This window comes from Nonomuraea sp. NPDC050202 (assembly GCF_040656115.1).
Taxonomy (GTDB): domain Bacteria; phylum Actinomycetota; class Actinomycetes; order Streptosporangiales; family Streptosporangiaceae; genus Nonomuraea.
This window is the reverse complement of sequence record NZ_JBFALF010000036.1, coordinates 1-22700: the sequence shown is the minus strand read 5'-3', so window position 1 is coordinate 22700 and position 22700 is coordinate 1. Positions and strand designations below refer to the sequence as shown.

General features: G+C 71.1%; 22 protein-coding genes and 2 tRNA genes. 9 read left to right on the top strand and 15 right to left on the bottom strand.

Translation table 11 applies throughout. The features are described 5' to 3' along the window. The first annotated feature begins 26 nt into the window (after positions 1–26). Positions 27–2879: an AAA family ATPase gene (locus tag AB0I79_RS50235; RefSeq protein ID WP_357889890.1), complete on the top strand. Its 2853-nt coding sequence runs from the start codon at positions 27–29 to the stop codon at positions 2877–2879. Here AB0I79_RS50235 and AB0I79_RS50230 read toward each other — a convergent pair. From AB0I79_RS50230 to AB0I79_RS50170, 13 genes are all read right to left on the bottom strand, one after another. Beyond that, the gene (locus tag AB0I79_RS50230) at positions 2876–3445 is read right to left on the bottom strand and encodes a TMEM165/GDT1 family protein (RefSeq protein WP_357889887.1); all 570 of its coding nucleotides are present in this window, start codon (positions 3443–3445) and stop codon (positions 2876–2878) included. The genes AB0I79_RS50235 and AB0I79_RS50230 overlap by 4 nt on opposite strands. Positions 3446–3671: 226 nt before the next feature. Then, complete coding sequence (locus AB0I79_RS50225; protein ID WP_357889884.1) at positions 3672–4709, bottom strand: UDP-N-acetylmuramate dehydrogenase; 1038 nt, start codon at positions 4707–4709, stop codon at positions 3672–3674. Between the two features lie 60 nt (positions 4710–4769). Beyond that, complete coding sequence (locus tag AB0I79_RS50220) at positions 4770–5831, bottom strand: hypothetical protein (RefSeq protein WP_357889882.1); 1062 nt, start codon at positions 5829–5831, stop codon at positions 4770–4772. 91 nt (positions 5832–5922) lie between these two features. Next, on the bottom strand, positions 5923–6351 hold the full coding sequence (locus AB0I79_RS50215) for a MaoC family dehydratase (RefSeq protein ID WP_357889879.1): 429 nt from the start codon (positions 6349–6351) through the stop codon (positions 5923–5925). A gap of 1 nt (position 6352) precedes the next feature. Further along, entirely contained in the window at positions 6353–6802 is a 450-nt protein-coding gene (locus tag AB0I79_RS50210; RefSeq protein WP_357889876.1) for a MaoC family dehydratase N-terminal domain-containing protein, read from the bottom strand. 220 nt (positions 6803–7022) lie between these two features. Beyond that, positions 7023–7187: a 50S ribosomal protein L33 gene (rpmG, locus tag AB0I79_RS50205; protein WP_019632658.1), complete on the bottom strand. Its 165-nt coding sequence runs from the start codon at positions 7185–7187 to the stop codon at positions 7023–7025. 71 nt (positions 7188–7258) lie between these two features. Beyond that, positions 7259–7332 (bottom strand) — tRNA-Met (locus AB0I79_RS50200). 212 nt (positions 7333–7544) lie between these two features. Beyond that, complete coding sequence (gene pstS / locus AB0I79_RS50195; protein ID WP_357889873.1) at positions 7545–8615, bottom strand: phosphate ABC transporter substrate-binding protein PstS; 1071 nt, start codon at positions 8613–8615, stop codon at positions 7545–7547. Positions 8616–8828: 213 nt separating this feature from the next. Further along, positions 8829–8901 (bottom strand) — tRNA-Thr (locus AB0I79_RS50190). A 39-nt stretch (positions 8902–8940) separates the two neighbouring features. Then, complete coding sequence (locus AB0I79_RS50185; RefSeq protein WP_357889870.1) at positions 8941–9171, bottom strand: transposase; 231 nt, start codon at positions 9169–9171, stop codon at positions 8941–8943. Between the two features lie 84 nt (positions 9172–9255). After that, the gene (locus AB0I79_RS50180; protein ID WP_357889867.1) at positions 9256–9777 is read right to left on the bottom strand and encodes an NlpC/P60 family protein; all 522 of its coding nucleotides are present in this window, start codon (positions 9775–9777) and stop codon (positions 9256–9258) included. A gap of 46 nt (positions 9778–9823) precedes the next feature. Beyond that, the gene (locus tag AB0I79_RS50175) at positions 9824–10786 is read right to left on the bottom strand and encodes a lysozyme (protein ID WP_357889864.1); all 963 of its coding nucleotides are present in this window, start codon (positions 10784–10786) and stop codon (positions 9824–9826) included. A gap of 50 nt (positions 10787–10836) precedes the next feature. Beyond that, the gene (locus AB0I79_RS50170; RefSeq protein ID WP_357889861.1) at positions 10837–11379 is read right to left on the bottom strand and encodes an ATP-binding protein; all 543 of its coding nucleotides are present in this window, start codon (positions 11377–11379) and stop codon (positions 10837–10839) included. Between the two features lie 237 nt (positions 11380–11616). Between AB0I79_RS50170 and AB0I79_RS50165 the strand changes: the two genes are divergently transcribed. The 5 genes from AB0I79_RS50165 to helR all read left to right on the top strand — a co-directional run bounded on the left by AB0I79_RS50165 (position 11617) and on the right by helR (position 17287). Then, positions 11617–12558, top strand: coding sequence for an ATP-binding cassette domain-containing protein (locus tag AB0I79_RS50165; RefSeq protein WP_357889858.1), 942 nt, complete (start codon positions 11617–11619; stop codon positions 12556–12558). Further along, complete coding sequence (locus tag AB0I79_RS50160; protein ID WP_357889855.1) at positions 12539–13282, top strand: ABC transporter permease; 744 nt, start codon at positions 12539–12541, stop codon at positions 13280–13282. Before AB0I79_RS50165 ends, AB0I79_RS50160 begins: the two co-directional genes overlap by 20 nt. 42 nt (positions 13283–13324) lie before the next feature. Beyond that, the gene (locus AB0I79_RS50155) at positions 13325–13828 is read left to right on the top strand and encodes an NUDIX hydrolase (RefSeq protein WP_357889852.1); all 504 of its coding nucleotides are present in this window, start codon (positions 13325–13327) and stop codon (positions 13826–13828) included. 270 nt (positions 13829–14098) lie between these two features. Further along, entirely contained in the window at positions 14099–15001 is a 903-nt protein-coding gene (locus AB0I79_RS50150; protein WP_357889849.1) for a hypothetical protein, read from the top strand. A gap of 138 nt (positions 15002–15139) precedes the next feature. Continuing rightward, positions 15140–17287 carry an RNA polymerase recycling motor ATPase HelR gene (gene helR / locus AB0I79_RS50145; RefSeq protein WP_357889846.1) on the top strand — a complete coding sequence of 716 codons (2148 nt, stop codon included), beginning with the start codon at positions 15140–15142 and terminating at the stop codon, positions 17285–17287. Between the two features lie 52 nt (positions 17288–17339). Here helR and AB0I79_RS50140 read toward each other — a convergent pair whose 3' ends face one another. Beyond that, positions 17340–18818, bottom strand: a complete 1479-nt coding sequence (locus tag AB0I79_RS50140) for a SulP family inorganic anion transporter (RefSeq protein WP_357890137.1) — start codon at positions 18816–18818, stop codon at positions 17340–17342. A 303-nt stretch (positions 18819–19121) separates the two neighbouring features. On the opposite strand from AB0I79_RS50140, the gene AB0I79_RS50135 reads away from it, so the two are divergent. The 3 genes from AB0I79_RS50135 (at position 19122) to AB0I79_RS50125 (ending at position 21639) form a co-directional block, all read left to right on the top strand. After that, a complete protein-coding gene (locus AB0I79_RS50135) occupies positions 19122–19529 on the top strand; it encodes a MerR family transcriptional regulator (RefSeq protein WP_357890133.1) in 408 nt (135 codons plus the stop codon). Between the two features lie 189 nt (positions 19530–19718). Continuing rightward, a complete protein-coding gene (locus tag AB0I79_RS50130; RefSeq protein WP_357889843.1) occupies positions 19719–21287 on the top strand; it encodes an SMI1/KNR4 family protein in 1569 nt (522 codons plus the stop codon). 7 nt (positions 21288–21294) lie between these two features. Then, a complete protein-coding gene (locus AB0I79_RS50125; RefSeq protein WP_357889840.1) occupies positions 21295–21639 on the top strand; it encodes a hypothetical protein in 345 nt (114 codons plus the stop codon). A 136-nt stretch (positions 21640–21775) separates the two neighbouring features. Here the strand turns inward: AB0I79_RS50125 and AB0I79_RS50120 are convergent, their stop codons facing one another. Continuing rightward, positions 21776–22426: a family 16 glycosylhydrolase gene (locus tag AB0I79_RS50120; RefSeq protein ID WP_357889837.1), complete on the bottom strand. Its 651-nt coding sequence runs from the start codon at positions 22424–22426 to the stop codon at positions 21776–21778. Between the last annotated feature and the right edge of the window lie 274 nt (positions 22427–22700).

Here is a 22700-nt window from a genome sequence, read left to right as displayed (position 1 = left end):
GGAAGTGGCATGACATGCTGGACGACATGCGGGGACGATCTGTCAGTCCCGTCTTCGTCGGGCGGGCAGAGGAGCTGGCGGCTCTGTCGGAGAGCTTCCTCGAGGCCAAACGCGGCACCGTGACGGCCGTCCTGCTGGGAGGCGAGGCCGGGGTCGGCAAGACCAGGCTCGTCCAGCGGTTCGCCGAGCAGCGCGCCGCCGACGGCGCCCACGTGCTCTTCGGGGGCTGCGTGGAGCTGTCCACCGAGGGTCTGGCGTACGCGCCGTTCACGGCCGCGCTGCGGCAGCTCGTCCGCGAGCAGGGCCCGGCGGCCGTGGCGGGGCTGCTGCCCGACGGCGCCGAGCGCGACCTGGCCAGGCTGCTGCCCGAGTTCGGGGAGCCCAACGGCGACGGCGAGACCGACACGGGCCGCGCGCGCCTGTTCGAGCAGTTCCTCACCCTCCTCGAACGCCTGGCCGACAGCCGCCCCACCATCCTCGTCATCGAGGACATCCACTGGGCCGACCGCTCCAGCCGCGACCTCATCGCCTTCCTCAGCCGCAACCTGCACGCGCCGCAGGTGCTGATGGTCATGACGTACCGGTCCGACGACCTGCACCGCCAGCACCCGCTCAGGCCGGTCCTGGCCGAGCTGGGCCGCGTCAACGGCGTGCACCGGCTCGACCTGCCCCGCCTGTCGCGCGACGAGGTCGCGCAGCAGATGACCGCGATCCTCGGCAAGGTCTCCGAGTACGGCGCGGTCGATCAGGTCTACGAGCGCAGCGAGGGCATCCCGCTGTTCGTCGAGGCCCTGCTGGAGTGCGGCGTCGACTGCACGTTCCCCGAGTCCATGCAGGACCTCATCCTCGGCACCGTCGAGCGGCTGCCCGAGGAGACCCAGCGCGTGCTGCGCGTGGCCGCCGCCGGCGGCAACCGCGTCGGCCACGCGCTGCTGGCGGCCGTGAGCGGCCTGTCCGACGTCGAGCTGGAGAGCGCGCTGCGCCCGGCCATCGCCCGCAACGTGCTGCAGATCGCCGACAACCGCGCCTACGTCTTCCGCCACTCCCTCATCCGCGAGGCCGTCCACGACGAGCTGCTGCCGGGTGAGCACCAGCGCCTGCACGCCAGGTTCGCCGAGGAGATCTCCAAGGACCGCAGGCTCGTCCCGCCCGGCCGCGCCGCCGTCGAGCTGGCACACCACTGGTACGGCGCCCGCGACGACCGCGGGGCCCTGATCTCGGCCTGGGAGGCGGCGCAGAAGTCGTTCAAGGCGTACGCGTACACCGAGGCCGTCCAGCTGCTGGAGCGCGTGCTCATGCTCTGGGTCCGGGTGCCCGACGCCGCCGACCTCATCGGCGCCGACCACACCGCCGTGCTGGAGCGCGCCTCCGAGGCCGCCAGCGCCGGCGGCGACGTGGACAGGGGTCTGAAGTTCGTCAAGGCGGCGCTGTCGCAGCTCGACGAGGCCACGGAGCCGGAGCGGGTAGCCCAGGTCATCAAGCGCAGGGCCGCGTTCAAGAACTCCAAGAACCAGACCGGCGTCATCGACGACCTCAGGCACGCGCTGCAGCTCGTCCCCGAGGACAGCCCCGACCGGGCCGAGGTCGTCATGAACCTGAGCCGCCACCTGATGCTGCGCGGCCAGATCGAGGAGGCCCGCGGGCTCGTCGCCGAGGGCCTGCGCCTGGCCAGGCAGTACGGCGACCGCTGCCTCGAAGGCGACCTCCTGATGAACCAGGCGCTCGGCCACTCGCTCAACGGCGAGACGGAGAAGACGATCGCGCTCAACGAGCAGGCGCTGCGGATCGGCCGGGAGGAGCGCTCGCCGCGCCTGATCACCCGGGCGCTCGGCAACAACGTCGACGCGCTGCTCGACATGGGCCGCGAGGAAGAGGCGCTGCGCCTGGCCGAGGACGGCTACGGCATCGCCAAGAAGTACGGCCGGCTGCGCGGCAGCGGCCTGTTCATCGCCAACAACTGGGCCGAGTCGATGGAGGTGCTCGGCCGCTGGGACGAGGCCATCGAGATCGTCGAGAGCGCGCTCAGCCACGGCCCCGTCCTGCGCCACCGGCTCGCCCTGCTGCGCGTGCGCGCCGACATCGCCATGGCCAGGGGCGAGCTGCAGCTCGTCGAGGCCCTGCTGGCGGAGATCGGCGTGTTCAAGGACCACCAGGAGGAGTTCGTCCAGGACCTGGTCAACAACGCCCGCCTGCGCATCCGCTGGCGGCTGGCCACGGGCGATCCCGCCGCCGCGCTGGACGAGGCGGAGCGGGTGCTCGCCCGCCCCCGGCAGCCGAGCAAGGCCATGCTCGGCTGGCGGCTGCTCGCCCTGCTCCGCGTCGTCTGCGACGCCGCCCAGGACGCCGAGCCCGCGCGGACCGAGGCGGTACGCAAGCACGCCGCCGAGGTGGCCGCCGAGCTGACCGTCATCGGGCCGGTCGTGGAGGCCTACCGGCTGTCGTACTCCGGCGACTTCGACGCCGCGGCGGCGGCCTGGGAGCGGCTCAGGCGCCCGCACAACCAGGCCAAGGCCCTGCTGCGGGCGGCCGGCAGCGCCGCGGCCGGGGGCGACAGGGAGGGCGCGGCGACCCGGCTCAAGACGGCGCTCCCGCTGGCCCAGGCGCTGCGCGCGACCCCGCTCGTGGCCGACATCGAGGCGCTGTCGCGCCGGGTGGGCGGGCTCCAGCCGGCGCAGGAGCCGTCCGAGCTGCTCACGCCGCGCGAGCTGGAGGTGCTGCGCCTGGTGACCCAGGGGCGGACCAACCGCGACATCGCGGCCGAGCTGTTCATCTCGGCGAAGACGGTGAGCGTGCACGTGTCGAACATCCTGGCCAAGCTCGGCGTCACCACGCGCGGCGAGGCGGCCGCGGCCGCCCACCGGCTCTCGCTGCTGTCCTAGAAGATCGCCTCGGCGATCAGGATCAGGCCGAAGACGGCGAACGCGGCGGCGGCGCCGTACTTGATGGCCTTCTCCGGCAGGTGCTTGCCCAGCAGGCGTCCCACGAGGATCGCCAGCGCGTCGGCCGCCACCATGCCCACCGTCGAGCCGATCCACGTGCCGACCCAGTCGTCGTAGCGCGTCGCCAGCGTGATGGTGGCCAGCATGGTCTTGTCGCCCAGCTCGCTCAGGAAGAACGCCACGGTCACCGCGATCAGGGCGTTCCTGGTGGTGCGCTGGGCCTTCTTGGACTCCTCCTCGGTCAGCTCGTCACCGCGCAGTGTCCACAGGGCGAAGCCGAGGAAGGCCAGGCCCGCCACGATCGAGATCGCCGTGGTCGGCAGCCAGTCGCCGACCAGCCCGCCCAGCGCCACGCTGAGCAGGTGCACCACGGCCGTGGCGACGGTGATGCCGAGGATCACGGTCCAGGCCTTGAAACGGGTGGCGAACGTCATCGCCATGAGCTGGCTCTTGTCACCGAGCTCGGCCACGAAGATGGCGACGGTGCTGATCCAGAACGCTTCCAACGGTCCTCTTCCGCGCGACCAGGCCGGAAGCAGGCACCCGGGGAGAAGTTTTCGGGCACGACTTCGGCCCGGCAGCGTCTTTGTCATGACTGCCAGGCCGAAGGTCTCGTCCGCCCGTCGAAGGCCCGCGCGACCGGGCGCCCGGAGGCGCCAGTATGTCGATCACGCGATTGGGACTACTCCCCTTCGGTAATTCCAACCCACCATAACAGCCCCGGCAGGCCGCCTATTCCCCCAGGCCGCAGCCCACCAGCACCGGCTCGTTGACCAGCGTGACCCCGAACTTCTCGCGCACCCCGTCGCGCACCTCCCTGGCCAGGGCCAGCAGGTCGGCCGCGGTGGCGTTCCCGGTCGGGTTGGTGAGGGCCAGCGTGTGCTTGGTGGAGATGCGTACGGGGCCGCGCTCGTACCCCTTCGGGTAGCCCGCCTGCTCGATCAGCCACGCCGCCGGCACCTTGATCAGCCCGCCGGGCAGCTCCCAGTGCGGATGCCCCGGCGCGCGCACGGCCAGCTCCGCCGCCTGCTCCGGCGTGAGCACCGGGTTGGTGAAGAACGAGCCCGCGCTGCGCGTGTCGGGATCGGCGGGGTCGAGCACCATGCCCTTGCCCCTGCGCAGCTCCAGGACGGCCGCACGGGCCCGGTCGAGCGGCACCCGGCCGCCCGCCTCGGCGCCCAGCCTGCGGGCCAGCTCCTCGTACGCGAGCGGGCCGGACAGCTCCGAGAGGTCCAGCGCGTACGTCACCGCCAGCACCACGTACCGGCTCAGGTCACGCTTGAAGAGGCTGTCGCGGTAGGAGAACCCGCACTGCCGCGCCTCCAGGTCCACCACCTGCCGGGTACGCCGGTCGTAGGCCCGCACGCACCTGATGGTCTGGGCGACCTCCTGCCCGTACGCCCCGACGTTCTGGATGGGCGTCGAGCCCACCAGGCCGGGCACGCCGGACATGCACTCGATGCCCGACCAGCCCTCGGCCACCGCGCGGGACACCAGCCGGTCCCAGTCCTCGCCCGCCTCGACCACCAGCACGACCTGCTCGCCGTCGCGCGAGACGGCCACGCCCTCGGTGGCGACCTTGACGACCAGCCCGTCGAAGCCCTCGTCGGACACCACGACGTTGCTGCCCCCGCCGAGCACCAGCGTGGGGACGCCGTTCATGTCGGCCTCGGCGATCAGGGACACGAGCTGCTCCGCCGAGGTCGCCTCGGCGAAGTCACGGGCGGGCCCGCCCATGCGCAGCGTGGTGTACGGCGCGAGCATCTCCATGAGCACCTAGCTTAGGAGGCGCTCGGCATGCGCAGCACCCCGTCGTGCCTCAGGAGAGGCTCAGGAGGCGCTCAGCATGCGCAGCACCCCGTCGTAGTTGCGCCGGGACTCCCGGTCGAGGTAGTCGGGCGGCACGTCGTGCCGGCCCAGCCGCTCCACCGGCGGCGGCTCGACGGGGACGACCAGGTCGCCGGGCAGGGCCAGCGAGAGCTCCAGATCGGCGTACGCGCCGTAGCAGGCGTCCTCGGGCAACGCGCCGATCGCCGGCGCCCTGCGCACGGCCAGGAGCCCTCCGGTGAGCGCCCGCACCTTCCCCGGCCCGGCCTCCCGCCACTCGGGCCCCTCGCCGCCCGGCCCCTGCCGCCACTGCGGCACGACGCCGATGCTCGTCCGGGTGGTGGCGCCGTCCGACGGCTCCAGGCCGCGCCAGCCCGCCGCCACCGCGCCTGACACGACCGCCGCGACCAGCGGGGTGAGCGCGTCGCCCCGCAGCACCACGTCCGTGTCCATCAGCACGTGCACCTCGGACTCGTCCAACCGCAGCAGCTTCGCCCGGCCCTCGCCCCAGGTCGCGGTGCCGCCGCGCCAGTGCGGCCGCTCTGCCACGTGCCAGGCGGCGATCCGCTCCGGGTGCAGCTCGGCCAGCTCGCGCAGCACGTCGCCGGCGCCGTCCACGTTCCCCAGGTCGAGGGCGAGCACGCGGGCGTCGGTGTGGTCCACGACCGACTGCAGGCACCTGCGTACGTCCTCGGGCCAGCCGTCCACGAGCAGCCCCACGCCGACCGTCACGTCCTTGGTCTCCATGCGCTGCCGCTCGCTGTTGACGCCCTGGTCGTCGAGGCGGTTGGTGGCCAGCGTGCCGTCCCAGACGCGCTGGGCGTGCAACATCTCGTCACCCGGATCGCCGTGCTGCCCGGGATCCCCGGAGAAGCCCAGCTCGGCGGCGGGGTTCAGCCTGGCGTGCTCCCCCCTGGCCCGGGTGCCCGCCGTGCCGACCCCGGGCGCCCGCCCGCCACCGCCGAGGGTCGCGCCGCCTGCCGTGTCGCGGCCGGTGCCGGTGCCGCCCGCCACCTCTTCGAGCCGCGCGGGCCGCAGGTGGCCGGGCGGCTTGGCATCGGTCACCGCGGACACGGGGATGGATCGAACCGTCGGCCAGACCTGTCGCGCAGCATCATTCATACGGACACGCGCTACCCGGAAGCCGCCCGCCCTATCACGAGAGCTGGACCACGGCCCGCGCCTTCGACAGGACCTTCGCGTCGCCCGATCTGGCGGTGAGCCCGACGACCACCCTCTTGTCCTCGAGCTTCTCCTCCACCACCCCGCTCACCGAGATCGTCGCCCCCCGATCGTCGTCGGGCACGACCACCATCGAGGAGAACCGCACCCCGAAGTCCACCACCGCTCCCGGGTCCCCCACCCAGTCCGTGACGAACCGCCCGGCCTGCGCCATCGTGTACATGCCGTGCGCGATCACGTCGGGCAGCCCGACCATCCTGGCGAAGCGCTCGTTCCAGTGGATCTGGTTGAAGTCCCCCGACGCGCCCGCGTACATCACCAGGTTGACCCGGCGCACGTGGTACTCCGCAGCCGGCAGCTCCTGCCCGACCTCGACCTCGTCGTACCTCACCGTGGCAGTCATCTCAGCCCGCCCCTCCGCGCTCGACGATCGTGTTGTACGTCACACACACCGGCTCGCCCTGCACCGTCCGGATGTCGCTCCTGACCGTCAGCACCTCGTTGCGGCCGGCGGTGCGGATGTCGGTGATCGTGGAGGTCATGACCAGCTCGTCGCCGGCGTGGACGGGCCGCACGTACTCGAAACGCTGCTCGCCGTGGACCACCATGGCCAGGTTCAGCCCCAGGTCGGGATCCACCAGCGCCTCTCCGCCGCTCTGCAGGCTGAAGACGATGGGGAACGTGGGCGGCGCGATCACGTCGGGGTACCCGGCGGCCTGGGCTGCCTGCCTGTCGCGGTAGAGCGGGTTGTTGTCGCCGATCGCGGCCGCGAACTCCTTGATCTTCACCCTGCTGACCTCGTACGGGGCACTCGGCGGATAGGTCCTGCCCACGAAGTCACGGTTCAAGGCCATCGCTGCTCCCTCGCATGTCTCCGTCGTCCCAGCGCTGATGGGGCCGACGCTAACAGAACAAGGTTCGGCTGTCGCTGGGGATGGGCTGCTTTTTGCCCGGGACATGCACGGGGGCGCACACGGGGCGAGAACCCCGGAAAACACGACAAACCGGCGCCCTGCTAGGGGACGCCGGCTGTGCGATATGTCAGGAGGAGGGCAGAAGCCCTGCCCGGAGGCCCTATCGGGTCTCGCGGTGCGCGCGGTGGCAGCGGCAGTTGGGGCAGTACTTCTTCAGCTCAAGCCGATCCGGGTCGTTGCGCCGGTTCTTCCGCGTGATGTAGTTGCGGTGCTTGCACTCCTGGCAGGCCAGCGTGATCTTCGGCCTAACGTCGGTGGCAGCCACTTGGGAGTGCCTTTCTACGTTCGGGACATGGACACGCCCGTACCCAGGCCTGGCGACCTGGGTTGGGGCAGTAGCGGAGGCCGGACTTGAACCGGCGACACAACGATTATGAGCCGTTTGCTCTGCCTGACTGAGCTACTCCGCCTTTGAGCCGGAAAGACCCGGCCCGTAGAGGATACCCGACACGGCGAGCACATTCGTAACTCACCCGGTCAGGTGGGGTGCTCCCAGTATGCCTCAGGAACCCCCGACAACCGAAATCAAATACCCGGCAGCCCCGTCTGCCGTCCCACCCCGAGGGGTGTTCAGCGTAGCAGCGGTCGCGAACTCCCCGCACACCGGCCGCCGCCCGCCCGCTCAGGTCGTGGCGCCGAGCCGCGCGCGGACCTTGGCCAGGAGGTCGTCGGGAAGCATGGCGTAGCCGTACAGGGGGAGGTAGGTCTGGCCGGCGTCGCTGGCGGTGTAGTTCAGGAAGGTACGCACCAGCGGGTCGTTCCTGTTCGCGCAGATGATCTCGTAGGTGGCGAGGATGAGCGGGTAAGCGCCGGGGACCTCGGTCAGGTAGTCGAGCCGCACCACGAGATCGTCCTTGCGACCGGCGCTCGTGGCGCCCTTCAACGCCATGCTGGCACTCTCGGGCGTGAGCGCGACGAACTGCCCCGCGGCGTTGCGGATCTGCGCGACCTCCAGCCGGGCGCTGCTGGCGAAGGCGTACTCCACGTACCCGATCGAATGCCGGCGGTGCTCGACGGCCTGCGCCATGCCGCTGGAGCTCACCACGCCCTCCCCGGAGCCGTTCCACCTCCTGGACGGCTGGTGCGGCCAGTTGCCGGCCGCCTTGAGGTAGGACAGGAAGTTGTGGGTGGTGCCGGAGTCGTCGGAGCGGTGGAAGACGCGGATCCGGGTGGGCGGCAGGCGGCTGCCGCGGTTGTCGGCGGCGATCTGCGGCGCGTCCCACCTGGTGATGCGCCCGCTGAAGATGCCGGTCAGCGTGGCGGGCGAGAGCTTCAGGTCCGGCACGGTCGGCAGGTTGTAGGCCAGCGCGATGGCACCGACCACCATGGGCAGATGCACGGCACGGCCCCCGCAGCGCCGGTCGGCCAGCGCCTGCTCCTGCGGGTTCATCGGGACGTCCGAGCCGGCGAACGCGCTGCGGCCGGCGATGAAGTCCCTGATGCCCGCTCCCGACCCGGTGGCCTCGTAGATCACGCGCAGCCCCGGGTGCGTGCGCTCGAAGTCGGCGCGCCAGGCGTCCATCGCGCCCTTCTGCGCCGTCGAGCCGGAGCCGCGGATGGACGCGGCGATCTGCGGGCTCTGACGCCCGTGCCGAGTGGTCAGCAGCAGGATCCCGATCGCCAGGGCGGCGCCGGCCGTCACGGCGATGGCGACGATCACGGCCACTGCAGCGATCCAGGTTGACCTTGCCATTTCTCCAAGGCTATGGATCCGACGCGACGCGGCCCATCAGCCACATCCCAAATCTCGGGCTTGAACGCACAAGCTGCTCCATACGTCGCGGCGCTCTTCCGGTGGTGGAGGAGCCGGAGGGAGAACCAGCCGCCGCCCGGGTAGCGGGCGAGCGCGCCCCGCACAACGCGAAACGCCCGACCCCGTGAACTCCCGGGTCGGGCGTGAAGTGCGAGCCCCCAAACGGAATCGAACCGTTGACCTTCTCCTTACCATGGAGACGCTCTGCCGACTGAGCTATAGGGGCCTGTCCGGCGCTGCGGACAGGTGTAACCATACACGGCACTCAGCGATGATGCGAACTCGTTCCGGCCGCCGCCGACGTCCGCGCCCGCCGCCGCACGGGAAGTTCGATCACCTCGCACAGATCCGCCAGATCGACGTGCCTGGCCACCTCTGCCACGGAGGTGCAGTCAGCGACCAGCCACCCGTTCTTGCGCACCCGGAGCACCTGCCGCCCCGCCCGCACCGCGCCGACCACCTCGTAGCCGTCGAGCCCGACCCATCGCCTGTCCATAGCGGCACAGATTAGCCGTGGGGTCTCTCATTTTTGCCCTGTCCCACGCGTTACCAGGCATACCGAATCGGTACGAATCCCAACTCAGTACCGGTAGAACCCGGCGAAGTCCTTCTTCCGCCTGATCTCGTCGACCCGCACCACGGCCCCGGTCTCCGGCGCGTTCATCATCTTCCCGCCGCCCAGGTAGACACCCACGTGATGGGTCCTGACCAACCGCTTGCCGACCTTCCCGAAGAACACGAGGTCCCCCGGCCGGGGAGAGGACACCCGGCGCATCTTGCGTACGTGGTCGTCGGTGTTCCCCGGCCCCAGCACGTCCTCGCCGTGCGCCAGCGCGTACACCCACCGCGCGAACCCCGAGCAGTCGAGCCCGCGCGTCCTGGCCGCCGGGCAGGGTCTGATGCGGCCCTGGTAACCCCTGCAGGTGCCCTTGGAAGGCCCGGGGGACGCCGCGTGGCCGCCGCCCCAGGAGTACACGATCCCGCGCTGCTCGATCTCGTACGCGATGCGCACGATCAGCGGCGGCATGGACAGCCCCAGCGGCACGGAGGCCGTGGCGGTCAGCAGGAGCAGCGCCGCTGCCACGACTAACCGCCGCCTCATCCCCGAAACCTCCCAAAAGTCACGCTCTTGGGATTGATACTGCCTCTTATCGGGCCTTGAGGGTGAGCTTCACCGAGCCGACCGTCACGTACATGCCCACGGTGCCCTTCGACTTCCTGGGCTTGGTGGTGAACGTGAACGTCTTCTTCTGCCCGCGCGGCAGCTCGGCGAGGGTGCAGCGCACCGCCGTGCCGCTGAAGTCGCACCCGGGCGCCTTGACCACGGTCTGCCCGCCGAACGCCTTCCCCGACAGCTTGACGTCCTTGACCGGATGCGGCCCCGTGTTCTTGATCGTGACCGTGTAGGTCTTCCTGTTCCTGGCCTGGCCCGACACCGTCACCGAGGCCGGCGGGTTGGCCAGCGTGGCGAGCTGCGACTCCGAGCCGTTGAACGTGTTCCCGCCGCCGACCAGCGGCCCCTTGTCCGACGACTGCCAGAACGTGTGCTTCTTCCAGCTCTTCGGCAGCTCGCCCGGATCGCTGCCCCAGCGGGCCAGCCAGAGGGGGTTGGACCTGAACTTGTCGGAGTTCCCCGTGCACGTCTGCCACCAGCTCGTGGTGGTGTAGATGATCGCGTGCCGGCCGGTGGCCTCGTGGTACTTCTTCGTGAACGCCTTGAGCCAGGCGACCATGTCCTCGACGGACAGGTCGTAACAGTTGTTCTTGCCGTTCGTGTCCTTGTACGGATTGTCCTCGATATCGAGCACTCCCGGCAGGGTCCGGCCGTCGCTGACCCAGTTGCCGCCGTGCTGCAGGAAATAGTCGGCCTGCGCCGTCCCGTCGGTTTCGTGCGGCTGCGCAAAGTGATAGGCGCCGCGGATGAGCCCGGCCGCCGCGGCTCCGTCGTACTGGGCGGCGAAACGCGGATTGGTGTAGTCAGCCCCCTCGGTGGCCTGCACGAACGCGAATTTCCCGCCTCCGGCGGCAACGCTTGCCCAGTCGATGTCGCCCGTCCAGTTGCTGACGTCCACACCGGGCACTCCGTCGGCCGCCTGCGCGACGCCGGTCATGCCGACCGTAGCAATTACCGCGAATAACAAGAGACGTTTCACGCCGGAGATCATTGCGGAGCCGTACACAATTTCGCAAGTCCGGGAATATCAATTTCCTGCGACGTCGCGACCCGAAAGACGGGGCCGAGCCCCAGGGGTCGCGCCCCGGCCGCCCACTCCCGCCACCGCTCGTCGCCGACCTCGCCGTCGAGGTGGATCTCGTGCCGTACGCGCCGCTCGTACCGGCGCCTGGCCAGCTCGGGCGGCACGTCGCACCAGACCTCGCGCACGCGCGGGCCCGCCTCGACGCCCGCCCGCCGCAGCCCGGCGAGCACCACCGGCCGCAGCGGCGCCAGCCAGGGGCTTTCCAGCACCGCGCCGCGACCGGCCGCGGCCAGCAGGGTCCACATGCTCTCCCCCGCGGCCGCTCCCAGGCGCTTGCTCCACTCGGGCGGCGGCACGCACTCGGGCCTCACCAGCACGTCGGCCAGCGTCTCCTTGATGGCGTCCTTGCTGATGACGGGCCAGCCGAGCGCCCGCCCGAGTGCCCGGGCCACCGTGGTCTTGCCGGACCCGGGCAGGCCGTTGACGAGCACGACGAGATCGCACATGCGCGAGATGTTCGCAGAAATCGGTCCGGCAACGGGGAGAAACCGCACTTCGGAGGGCCTGAATTGATGACGTCACCGGTGCCGCTCCTGACGGTGTTTCCGCAGGTAGGAGCCCGATATGAACACAACATTCGCGTTTGCCAAACCTCCCGGAAGCTGCACAGACTGGGACTCGATCCCGATCCTGCAAACGCCCCCGACCAGGGGTTTCTTCGCCATGCCCGGAGGAGGGCGACCATGATCCGTGCCCGGGGACTGACCCGAGTGTTCAAGATGAAGAAACAGAGCGTGGAGGCCGTCCGCGGCATCGACCTCGACGTGGAGGCCGGCCAGCTCGTCGCGTTCCTGGGGCCGAACGGCGCCGGCAAGTCCACCACCCTGCGCATGCTCACCACCCTCCTGCCACCCACCTCGGGCACCGCCACGGTGGCCGGCCACGACGTGGCCGCCGACCCGGCGGGGGTGCGGGCCCGCATCGGGTACGTGGGCCAGCGCAACAGCGCGGGCGAGGACTTCCTCGTCCGCGACGAGCTCGTCACCCAGGGCCGCTGCTACGGCCTGCGCCCGAAGGAGGCCGCCGCCCGCGCCGGCGAGCTGCTCGACCTGCTCGACCTGGCGCCGCTCGCCAAGCGCGTGCCCGGCACCCTGTCAGGCGGCCAGCGCCGCCGCCTCGACATCGCCCTGGGCCTCATCCACCGCCCGGCCCTGCTGTTCCTCGACGAGCCCTCGACCGGTCTCGACCCCAAGAGCCGCGCGGAGATCTGGGAGCACATCCTGCGCCTGCGCGAGACGTACGGGACCACGCTGTTCCTGACCACCCACTACCTGGAGGAGGCCGACAGCATGGCCGAGCGGGTGGTGATCATCGACGGCGGCCGGATCATCGCGGACGGCACAGCGGAGCAGCTCAAGAACGACCTGGCAGGCGACCACATCGTCATCACCACCAGCACCGAGCGCGAGGCGGAGACGGCCGCGCGGATCGGCGGCGGCACCGCCGACGGCCTCACGGTGCGCCGGCGGGTCGCCAAGGCCACCGCCGCGCTGCCCGACTATTTGCGGACGCTGGACGCCGCCGGCATCAAGGTCGCCACCGCCGAGACCATCCGCCCGACCCTCGACGACGTGTTCCTCACCCTGACTGGGAGAAGCCTCACCGATGACGACATTCCTGCGTGACACCACCACCGTCTTCTCCCGCGAGATCAAGCCCAGCCTGCGCAACCCGGTCGGGCTGCTGTTCGACATGGGGCAGCCGCTGCTGTTCCTGTTCCTGTTCGGGTCGCTGCTGGACGGGGCGGTGGGCTCGTCGTGGCAGTGGTTCGTGCCCGGCATCCTGGTCATGATGTGCCTGACCGGCCCCATGAGCGCCGGCTACACGCTGCTGGTCGAGCTGATCGGGGGCGCGATGGAGCGCCTGATGGTCACGCCGCTGAACCGGACGGCGATGCTGGTCGGCAAGAGCGTGAAGGCCGTGCTGACGCTGCTCGTGCAGGCGGTGCTGATCATCGCGCTGGCCCTGCCGCTGGGGTTCGAGCTGCATCTGGCAGGCGTCCTGGGGGCGCTGCTGCAGCTCGTGGTCTTCAGCGTGGGGCTGGGGGCGCTCTCGTTCGTCCTGGCGATCAAGTCCGCGCCTGGCGGCACCCTGTTCTACGTCGTCAGCCAGTCGATCACGTTCCCGCTGCTGCTGCTCTCGGGGGTGCTGCTCCCACTGGAGACCGCTCCCGGCTGGTTGCGGGCGCTCGGCCAGGTCAACCCGGTCACCTACATCGTGGACGCCCAGCGGGCCCTGTTCGCGGGCGACCTGGCCCACCCCTCGGTCCTGTACGGCACCGCCACCGCCTGCGCCATCGCCGCGATCGGCCTCTACCTGGGCAACCGGGCACTGCGCCAAGGCGTATGAGCCGTTTTGACATCCGTTTCCCGCCGCCACCAGAGTGAGCTGATGACTCTTGTGCTGGCGACGCGGACGGTGCCCTGGATCCCGGTGGCGCACCGCCTCGACGTGATCCTGTCCCAGACCCTCCCGCCGGTCGAGCGGACCACGTCGGCGTTCGCGTTCGTGTCCGACACCGCCGGCCGGACACTGATGACCTGCGTGGACCGCGTGGGCCGGGGCTGGGACATCCCGGGCGGCCACGTGGAGCCGGGCGAGAGCCTGGCCGGGGCGGCGGCCAGGGAGCTGCACGAGGAGACCGGCCTGCGCCTGCCGCCCTCCGCCCTGTCGATCTTCGCCTGGCAGCGCATCGAGCTGCTGGAGGCGCCGCCCGCGGACTACCGTTACCCGGCGCTGGCGTACATGGCGATGTTCCGCGCCGTGCTGCCGGGGCCCGGCGCGCCGACGCGGCCCCCCGCGGGCTCCGAGAGCACCCGTGCCGATTGGCTCTCCCGCGCGGAGATCGAGCGGGTCTGCCCGGACCACACCTGGCTGGCGCTGCTGGAGGCATGATGGAGCCATGGCCTGGCGCCCGCCGGAGATCTCGCGGCTCAACGGCCGGCTGACCGTGCCCGCGGGCGGCGAGCGGGCCGTCGCCGACGCCTGGCTCGACGCGCACCGCGAGACCCTGCTCTGACGCCCGCCACAACGGCCACGCCGACCTGCTCCGCGAACGCCTCGACGGCGCCACCGGCCACTGACACCGCTCCCTTTCGACGGCCGGACCGATCACCTGCATCATGGCCATCGGCCGGATTTGATCTACGTCGCGAGGAGTGTGCGGTGCTGAACCCCCGGGAGCCCGACTGGGCGCACGTGGCCAGGTCCCTGGGCAAGGTGCTCGCGGTCACCGTGGTGCTCTACCTGGCCCTGGGCGCCGCCGATCGGGTGCTGTGGTTGTTCCTCCCCTCCGGCGGCCAGCGCATGGCCACGGTGCACGCCACTGCCGCCCGCGTCGCCAACCCGGACAAGCGCCTGTTCGACGGTTTCGACTCCGGCGAGCGGTTACTGCAGTCGGCCTACACACTGTCGGGAGAGCCTCGCCTGGCCGGCCGCAGTGAGCCCGAGCGGTACGAGATCGTGGAGAGCCTGTTCGGCACCATCGAGGCCCCCTCGCTCGACGGACCGTCGGGCAGCCTGGCCGACGCGATCAACGGCGTGGAGACGGGCCCTGACGAGGGACAGAAGGAAACCGCCAGGAAGACCATGGGCGGGCTGCCCCAGACGCTCGTCGCCACCGCGGTCGTGGAGTTCACGCACCCGATGACCATCGAGCAGCTCATCGCCTTCAACCGGAGGCACATCCTGCGCGGCGGACCTGACGTCTCCTACATCTACTCCCCGCCCACGCCCTACGACGACTCCGACCCGAATCCGCCCCTCAACGCGGTCGTGTGGAACCGCGACATGATCGAGGAGAACACCGGATCGGATTTCATCTACCAGCACGAGACCGAACCCGAGACGGCGCTGCGAGAGTTCCGCAACTGGGTCGGGCTGCTCGACGAGGGGGACGATCTCAGCGAGTTCGGCCTGAGCTACCCCTGGCTCGCCCAGGCCGCCGAGGAGGGCGCCGTGCACGGGCTCGTCATCGACCGCTGGAAACTGGCCGACCTGCGTGAGCTGCTGCCCGACCAGGACGTGAAGACGATCCGGCTCGCCGACGTCGCCTTCGACCTCGGCTGACCATGGGGAAGGAGGACGACACACCCCCTGCCACTCTCAACGTATAGCGCAACAGGGGGCTTGCGGCAAGACCCCGGTCGTGCCGCACAATCGACGACCTACCCCCCGCCGCAAGCAACGGATCGGAGCCGACCACCCGTGACCCCGCTGACCACCAGCGCGTTCGACCTCCCCGACCGCCTCGTCTCCAAGGCCGACCCGGCGCTGATCGCCCGCGACGAGCAGCACTTCGCGGCCATCGCGCAGAGCCTCGAAGAGGCGATCGCCGAGCTGTCGGCCCGGCTCGACGCCGAGCGCAAGGCGCCCGGCGGCGCGGGCCGGCAGGCGCTGGACCGGGACCTGGAGATCCACCGGCTGACCGCTCGCCTGCGCGCGCTGCGCCGCTTCGGGCTGGACCTGTGCCTCGGCCACATGGTCGGCGCGGACGACCCCGAGCCCGTCTACATCGGACGCCTCGGCCTCACCGACAGCGAGGGCCGCCGCCTGCTGCTCGACTGGCGCTCTCCCGCGGCCGAGCCGTTCTTCGGAGCCACCCACGGCAACCCCATGGGCCTGGCCAGCCGCCGCAGGTACCGCTGGACCCGCGGCCGGATCAGCGACTACTGGGACGAGGTCTTCACCGCGGACGGGGCCGAGGGGCACGCCGCGCTCGACGACCAGTCCGCCTTCATCGCCAGCCTGGGCAGCAGCCGCTCGCCCCGGATGCGCGACGTGCTCGCCACCATCCAGGCCGACCAGGACGCCATCATCCGCGCGGGGTCCCGCGGCGCCCTCGTCGTCGACGGCGGCCCCGGCACGGGCAAGACCGTCGTCGCCCTGCACCGCTCCGCCTACCTCCTCTACTCCGACCCGCGCCTCGGCCACCGCCAGGGCGGCGTGCTGTTCGTCGGCCCGCACCAGCCCTACCTGGCCTACGTCGCCGACGTCCTGCCCAGCCTCGGCGAGGAGGGCGTGCAGACCTGCACCCTGCGGGACCTCGTCGCCGAGGGAGCCGCGGCGGCGATCGAGAGCGACCCGGAGGTGGCGCGCCTCAAGGCGTCCGCGGACCTGGTCAAGGCGATCGAGCCGGCCGTCAGGTTCTACGAGAACCCGCCCACCAAGGGGATGACGGTCACGACCCACTGGTCCGACATCTGGCTGGGCGCCGACGACTGGGCCGAGGCGTTCGCGGCGCCGGACCCCGGCACCCCGCACAACGAGGCGCGCGACCAGATCTGGGAGGAGCTGCTCACGATCCTCACGGACAAGCACGACGACGAGGACATCTCGCCCGACCTGCTCCGCAAGTCCCTGCTGCAGAACAGGGAGCTCCTCCAGACGTTCAACCGCGCGTGGCCGTTGATCGAGGCGGCCGACCTCGTCGGCGACCTCTGGTCCGTACCCGCCTACCTGCGGATGTGCGCACCCTGGCTCAGCCCCGACGACATCCGCCGGCTCCAGCGCGCGGACGCCCACGCCTGGACGGTCTCCGACCTGCCGCTCCTGGACGCCGCCCGCCAACGGCTCGGCGACCCGGAGGCGTCCCGGCGCAGGCGCCGGCAGGAGGCCGCCCTCGCCGCCGAACGCGAGCGCATGTCGCACGTCGTCGACAACCTGCTCGAGGCCGACGATGACGGCGAGGGCCTGGTGACGATGCTGCGCGGTGAGGACCTGCGCAGCAGCCTGGTCGACCAGAGCGCCCTGCCCGTCGCCGACCCGGATCTGCTCGCCGGCCCGTTCGCGCACGTCGTCGTGGACGAGGCCCAGGAGCTCACCGACGCGGAGTGGCAGATGCTGCTGCAGCGCTGCCCGTCCAGGAGCTTCACCATCGTCGGCGACCGCGCGCAGGCCAGGCACGGGTTCACCGAGTCGTGGCAGGAACGGCTGGAGCGGATCGGGCTCGACCGGATCACCCTGGCCTCGCTCAGCGTCAACTACCGCACGCCGGAAGAGATCATGACGGAGGCCGAGCCGGTCATCCGGGCCGCGCTCCCCGACGCCAACGTCCCGACCTCCATCCGCGGCACCGGCGTCCCCGTCACCCACGGATCCACCTCGGACCTGAGCTCGATCCTCGACACCTGGCTCGCCGCACACGCCGACGGGACGGCCTGCGTCATCGGCGATCCCGCGTTCCAGGAGACGGCCCGCGTGCGGTCGCTGACGCCGGAGCTGTCCAAGGGCCTCGAGTTCGACCTGGTCGTCCTCATCGACCCGGACTCCTTCGGTGAAGGCATCGAGGGGGCGGTGGACCGGTACGTCGCGATGACGCGAGCGACCCAGCAGCTCGTCATCCTCACGAGCTGACGATCAGCCGTACACCCGGCCTTCCCCGCGACCGAGAGGAGCGTGGCCGCGCTCAGTGGCTGCCGGACAGCTCCCCGGACAGGGCTCCGTGCATGCGGGCGCTGGGCTGGTTGAGCCCGACGATCCGGACGGTCTTGCCGCGGGCGGCGTACTTGGCCTCGACGGCGTCCAGGGCGGCGACGGAGGAGGCGTCCCAGATGTGGGCGCCGGTCAGGTCGATGACCACGTCGCCGGGGTCTCCCGCGTAGTCGAACTGGGAGACCAGGTCGTTGCTGGAGGCGAAGAACAGCTCGCCGGTGACCGCGTAGACGACCTGCTTGCCGTCCGGATCGAGGCAGGAGGTCACCTGAGCGAGGTGGGCGACGCGGCGGGCGAAGATGACCAGGCCGGTCAGGGAGCCGACGACGACGCCGACGGCCAGGTTGTGCGTGGCGACCACCACGGCGACGGTGATCACCATGACGCCGATCTCGCCGGCGGGCATGCGCCTGAGCGTGGCCGGCGCGACGGAGTGCCAGTCGAAGGTTCCGAACGACACCAGGATCATGACGGCGACCAGGGCGGCCATCGGGATCTGGGAGACCAGCGGGCCGAAGACGATGCACAGCACCATGAGCAGCACGCCGGCGGTGAAGGTGGACAGGCGGGTGCGGGCCCCGTTCTTCACGTTGATCATGGTTTGGCCGATCATCGCGCAGCCGCCCATGCCGCCGAAGAAGCCGGTGACGATGTTGGCCAGGCCCTGCCCGATGGACTCGCGGGTCTTGGAGGAGTGGGTGTCGGTGATGTCGTCCACGAGCTTGGCCGTCATCAGCGACTCCATCAGCCCCACCAGGGCGAAGCCGAACGCGTACGGGGCGATGAGGGTGAGGGTGCCGAGCGTGAAGGGCACGTCCGGCAGCCCTGGCACGGGCAGCGCGGAGGGCAGCACGCCGCGGTCGCCGACGGTCGGCACGGCCAGGTGAGCGCCGATGGTCAGCGCGGTGAGCGCGACGATGGAGATCAGCGGCGCCGGGACGGCCCTGGTCAGGCGGGGCAGGAACACCATCAGCGCGAGCGCGCCGCCGACCAGCGGGTAGACGACCCACGGCACGTCGACCAGCTCGGGCACCTGCGCCATGAAGATCAGGATCGCCAGCGCGTTGACGAAGCCGACCATGACGCTGCGCGGCACGAAGCGCATCAGCTTGGCCACGCCGAGCGCACCGAGCACGATCTGGATGAGGCCGCCGACGATGACGGTGGCGATCAGGTAGCCGAAGCCGTGCTCGCGGGCCAGCGGGGCGACCACCAGAGCGATGGCGCCGGTGGCCGCCGAGATCATCGCAGGGCGGCCACCGGCGATGGCGATGACCACGGCCATGGTGAAGGAGGCGAACAGCCCGACGCCGGGATCGACACCCGCGATGATCGAGAACGAGATCGCCTCGGGGATGAGCGCGAGGGCCACGACCAGGCCGGACAGGATCTCGGTACGCGCCACCGAGGGCGTCAGCCAGGCCGGGCGGCCGGGACGCAGGCGGGCGGCCAGGGACGTGGAGGGGCGAGCGGGCACGGATGAGCTGGGCAACAGACGTCCTTCAACGTGGAGCGGCCCTCACAGGGGCAAGTGCGGCAGGCGGGGAGGCAGGGTGGCGGTATGTTCCCAGCCAGGGCACGCCACATGCGGTCCGGCCGCGGGCAACTCTACCCTAACGTTAGGGTAGAGATCGGGCGGGGCTCGCGGTGGCGGCCCGCACCGCCCTACCAGCTGAGCAGTGAGGTCATGCGAAAGATGGACGGACCAGCGCTTCCCGCCGCCGAGGGCGAGGTTCCCGCGCCTGACGGGGATCACATGCACATCGGGCAGGTGGCGGCGCGGACCGAGCTGTCACTGCGGACCATCCGGCACTACGACGAGGTGGGCCTGGTCAGGCCCTCCGCGCGCAGCCAGGGCGGCTTCCGCCTCTACACGGAGGCCGACGTGGCGCGGCTGATGGTGATCCGCCGGATGAAGCCGCTGGGCTTCACGCTGGAGGAGATGGGCGAGTTGCTGGCCGTCACCGACCGGCTCGACGAGAGCGGCGCGGCGACCCTGGACGCGGCCGAGCGCGAGTGGCTGCTGGCCCGGCTGGGCCGGTTCGAGCAGGCCGCCCGCGAGCGCTGCGAGGCGCTCCGCACCCAGCTGAGCAGGGCCGAGGAGTTCGCCGCCGACCTGCGGCGGCGCGCCGACCGGCTGACGACGGGCGACTCCCCCGGCTGACGACCGGGCGACGGTTGCCGCGAAGCTGCTGTTCGAGCAGGCGTAGTGGCGGCCGCCGTCAGTTCGGTGAGCGGCGGCGGACCTCGTCCAGTCAGGTGAGTGGCGGCGGCCCTCGCCGGGCCGGGCCACCGTTTCTGTCGGCGGACGCTGCCAAACTGGCCGGCGATGCCGACAGAACGAGGACCGAACATGGTGGACGCGACCGTACGACCGATCGTCGAGGCCATCGTCGCGAAGGCGCCGCCCGGCTGGACGCGGGCGGTGCTGAGCAGCGTGGCGGGCGCTGGCGGCGCCTCGGTGGCCGGCGGTTACGCCGTTCGCGGCGCGTCCCGGTTGAGCGGCCACGTGCCCGCGCCCTTCACCGAGCTCATGAGGCTGGCGGAGGCGGTGCGCGAGCTGCACGGCTGGAGGCGCACCAACCTGGAGATCGAGTGCCTGCCCACCGGGGAGTACGAGCTCGTCGCGTTCGCCGACACGGTGACGAGCCTGCGCGGGAGAGCCGGCGGGTTCCAGGTCGTCCTCGACCCCGGCTATCGGCTGCCCCAGCCCGGCTTCACGCAGGAGGAGGGCACGGCGGCCCCGGCCGGGGATCCGGACCTGGCGGTGGCGCGATTTCGCGCGTACCTGGAGCGGCGGGCGGCGATCATCGGACGGCCCGAGCCGCTCCCGCCGCCCGCCTCGGCCGCCGCCCTGGAGGAGGCCGAACGCCGCCTCGGCCGTCCCCTGCCCGCCGACCTCCGGGCCCTGTACGAGCTCGCGAACCCCCGCGGCTTCCACGATGACCTCTGCCTGTTCGGCAACGCCGTCTGGCTGGGGCTGGACAGCCTGGTCGCCGTGCACGAGGACGTGCGCGAGCCGATGCCACCCTTCTGGGAGCTGGGCTGGAACTGGGTCGTCTTCGACACCGACCCGCCCGGCGCCGTCCGGCGCTGCGGCGGCCACCCCGCCTGGCTGCCGTTCGCCACCAGCGAGGACGGCAACTTCCTGGCGGTGGACATGTCACCCGCCCCGAACGGCCGGCCGGGCCAGGTCATCCGCGTCGGCCGCGACCACGACGACGGCCCCGCCTACCTCGCCGACTCGGTGACCTCGCTCCTCGGCCACTATCTGGACCTGCTGGAACGCGGCGCGTACGAGCCCGAGGACGAGGAGGAGGACGGCATCTACCTCCCGCAGCCCGACTACCGCCTCGGCCCCGAGAAGATCATCGGCGAGCTGCCCCACGACCTCCCGCCCGGCCTCCAGGCCGTGCACATCAACGACGCCCCGAGCCCCGTCGACCTGACCCCGCTCACCGCCGCCCCGCAGGTCAGGCGGCTGAACCTGAACCGCTGCGCCACCCGCGACCTGACGCCTGTCCGTGCCCTGCCGGTCGAGTCGCTGCGCGTCACCCTGGCAGGCGGCGACCTGACCCCGCTGGCAGGCCACCACCACCTCGCCGCCCTGGACCTGGGAACCACCACGGATCATCACGCACCGGTCGACCTCGCACCGCTGCGTTCCCTCCCCCACCTGCGGTGCCTGGACCTCTCCCGCGCCGAGGTGGCCGATCTCACCGTCCTGGCGGACCTGCCTGACCTGCGCTACCTGGCGCTCACCACGCGGCAGTGGAACGTCCTGCTGGAGAAGTGCGGCGCGCCCGCCACGCTCGCGGCCGCCCGGCTGGCGGACGACACCGCCACCCTCCACGACGCCCTGGCCTGGGCGTCCCGCCTCGGCGTGGACACCGGCGACAGCGTCCGCGTGACCGGCGGCTGACGGCGCCATGGGAGTGTGGGTCCATGTCCGAGGGTGGCTGGAGTTCCAGGACCGCGACCAGAGAAGCTCGTTCGAGCGCATCATCGGCGACGCGCCGGACCCCGGCTGGGCCTTCCCCCAGGGCGGCTGGCTCGACGCCGTCTGCTACGCGCGCGCGGTCCGTGAGCAGCACGTCCACGAGTTGCTCGACGTGATCCGGCAGGCCGCCGCGCTGCCGGCCGCCGACGGCGACCGCGTGGTCGGGCTCTTCCTCGTGTCCCACGAAGTGGACGGCCGGGCCGAGTGGCAGGTGCGCGACGGCCGGGTGCACCTCGGCCCCGCCGACGACCGCCACGACTACCTCGACCGATGAGCCGTCCATCAGCGAGGGCCGGCCCTTCCTCAGCGGCGCGCGGACAGCACTGTGGCGTGGAGGTGCCGGCGAGATGCCACCCCTCGACCCGCTCTCTCGAACTGCCGCGCGCCGCCTCTACAGAAAAGGAGGGGTCCTACCAGTTACGGGTCCGGCCGACCCACACGTTGCGTGCCTGGAAGGTGGTGTTGCCGGAAGGGCCGGGCTGCCGGCTCCAGAGCGGGTCGTTCTTGTCGATCTGTGAAGCCCAGGAGCCCATCTGCAAGTTCATGATCAGGTACTGCGGGATGCCGGCCCAGCCGACGCCCCGGTGGGTGACCTTCCACCCGTCGTTCTCGCCGTAGTCGAAGTAGTAGTCGAGGATGACGTCATCGCCGTCCTTCTCCATCCAGAGCCGGTACCGGTGCCAGGTACCGGGGTCGTGGCCGCTGAGCTCGTAACGCTCCGCGGGGTCGTTCTCGCCGGCTTCCTTCGTCCAGGTGTTGAACAGGTTCGTGGAGTCGCCGACGTACTCGAGGATGTCGCTCTCCGGGGGCCAGTTGGGGGCGATGCCGGTGGTCCAGAAGGCGGGCCAGATGCCCAGCCCGGTCTGGGTGCGGAACTCGCCCTCGATGTCGTACTCGGGGAACTGGTCGTTGATGAGGATCTGTTCCTTGGCGAAGACGGCGCCGGAGTTGTACCAGATCGGAGCCTTCGGTTCGCTGGGGCTCTCCTCGGTGCTCTCGCTCAACCGGGTCGCCGTCAGGGTCAGCACGCCACCGGAGAGCGAGACCTGGGTGTCGAGCATCTTGGCGGCGCCGTTGTGGTAGCGGCCCCAGGGGTAACCGTAGTTCCATTCCTGGGTGAAGGCCGTGGTGCTGCTGAAGGAGGACTTTTCGATGATGTTCTCCCAGGTGGCCGCGCTGCGGCGCGCGCTACCGGCAGTCCGGGACGCCGCCCGGGCCTCGTCCGGGACGAGCGAGAGCCCTAGGCCGTGTTTCAGAAGTGGTCTGGAGTGGCGGTTGCGCGGTGTCGTAGGTCGACAAGAGAGGAGGTCTCCGGTAGATGAGTCAACGACCAAG

Coding starts and splice junctions, on each gene's coding strand:
- AB0I79_RS50235 (WP_357889890.1), top strand. CDS start 27: ATGCGGGGACGATCTGTCAGTCCCGTCTTCGTCGGGCGGGCAGAGGAG.
- AB0I79_RS50225 (WP_357889884.1), bottom strand. CDS start 4,709: ATGGAGATGCTCGCGCCGTACACCACGCTGCGCATGGGCGGGCCCGCC.
- AB0I79_RS50215 (WP_357889879.1), bottom strand. CDS start 6,351: ATGACTGCCACGGTGAGGTACGACGAGGTCGAGGTCGGGCAGGAGCTG.
- AB0I79_RS50210 (WP_357889876.1), bottom strand. CDS start 6,802: ATGGCCTTGAACCGTGACTTCGTGGGCAGGACCTATCCGCCGAGTGCC.
- pstS (WP_357889873.1), bottom strand. CDS start 8,615: ATGGCAAGGTCAACCTGGATCGCTGCAGTGGCCGTGATCGTCGCCATC.
- AB0I79_RS50185 (WP_357889870.1), bottom strand. CDS start 9,171: ATGGACAGGCGATGGGTCGGGCTCGACGGCTACGAGGTGGTCGGCGCG.
- AB0I79_RS50180 (WP_357889867.1), bottom strand. CDS start 9,777: ATGAGGCGGCGGTTAGTCGTGGCAGCGGCGCTGCTCCTGCTGACCGCC.
- AB0I79_RS50175 (WP_357889864.1), bottom strand. CDS start 10,786: ATGACCGGCGTCGCGCAGGCGGCCGACGGAGTGCCCGGTGTGGACGTC.
- AB0I79_RS50170 (WP_357889861.1), bottom strand. CDS start 11,379: ATGTGCGATCTCGTCGTGCTCGTCAACGGCCTGCCCGGGTCCGGCAAG.
- AB0I79_RS50165 (WP_357889858.1), top strand. CDS start 11,617: ATGATCCGTGCCCGGGGACTGACCCGAGTGTTCAAGATGAAGAAACAG.
- AB0I79_RS50160 (WP_357889855.1), top strand. CDS start 12,539: ATGACGACATTCCTGCGTGACACCACCACCGTCTTCTCCCGCGAGATC.
- AB0I79_RS50155 (WP_357889852.1), top strand. CDS start 13,325: ATGACTCTTGTGCTGGCGACGCGGACGGTGCCCTGGATCCCGGTGGCG.
- AB0I79_RS50135 (WP_357890133.1), top strand. CDS start 19,122: ATGCACATCGGGCAGGTGGCGGCGCGGACCGAGCTGTCACTGCGGACC.
- AB0I79_RS50130 (WP_357889843.1), top strand. CDS start 19,719: ATGGTGGACGCGACCGTACGACCGATCGTCGAGGCCATCGTCGCGAAG.
- AB0I79_RS50125 (WP_357889840.1), top strand. CDS start 21,295: ATGGGAGTGTGGGTCCATGTCCGAGGGTGGCTGGAGTTCCAGGACCGC.
- AB0I79_RS50120 (WP_357889837.1), bottom strand. CDS start 22,426: ATGCTCGACACCCAGGTCTCGCTCTCCGGTGGCGTGCTGACCCTGACG.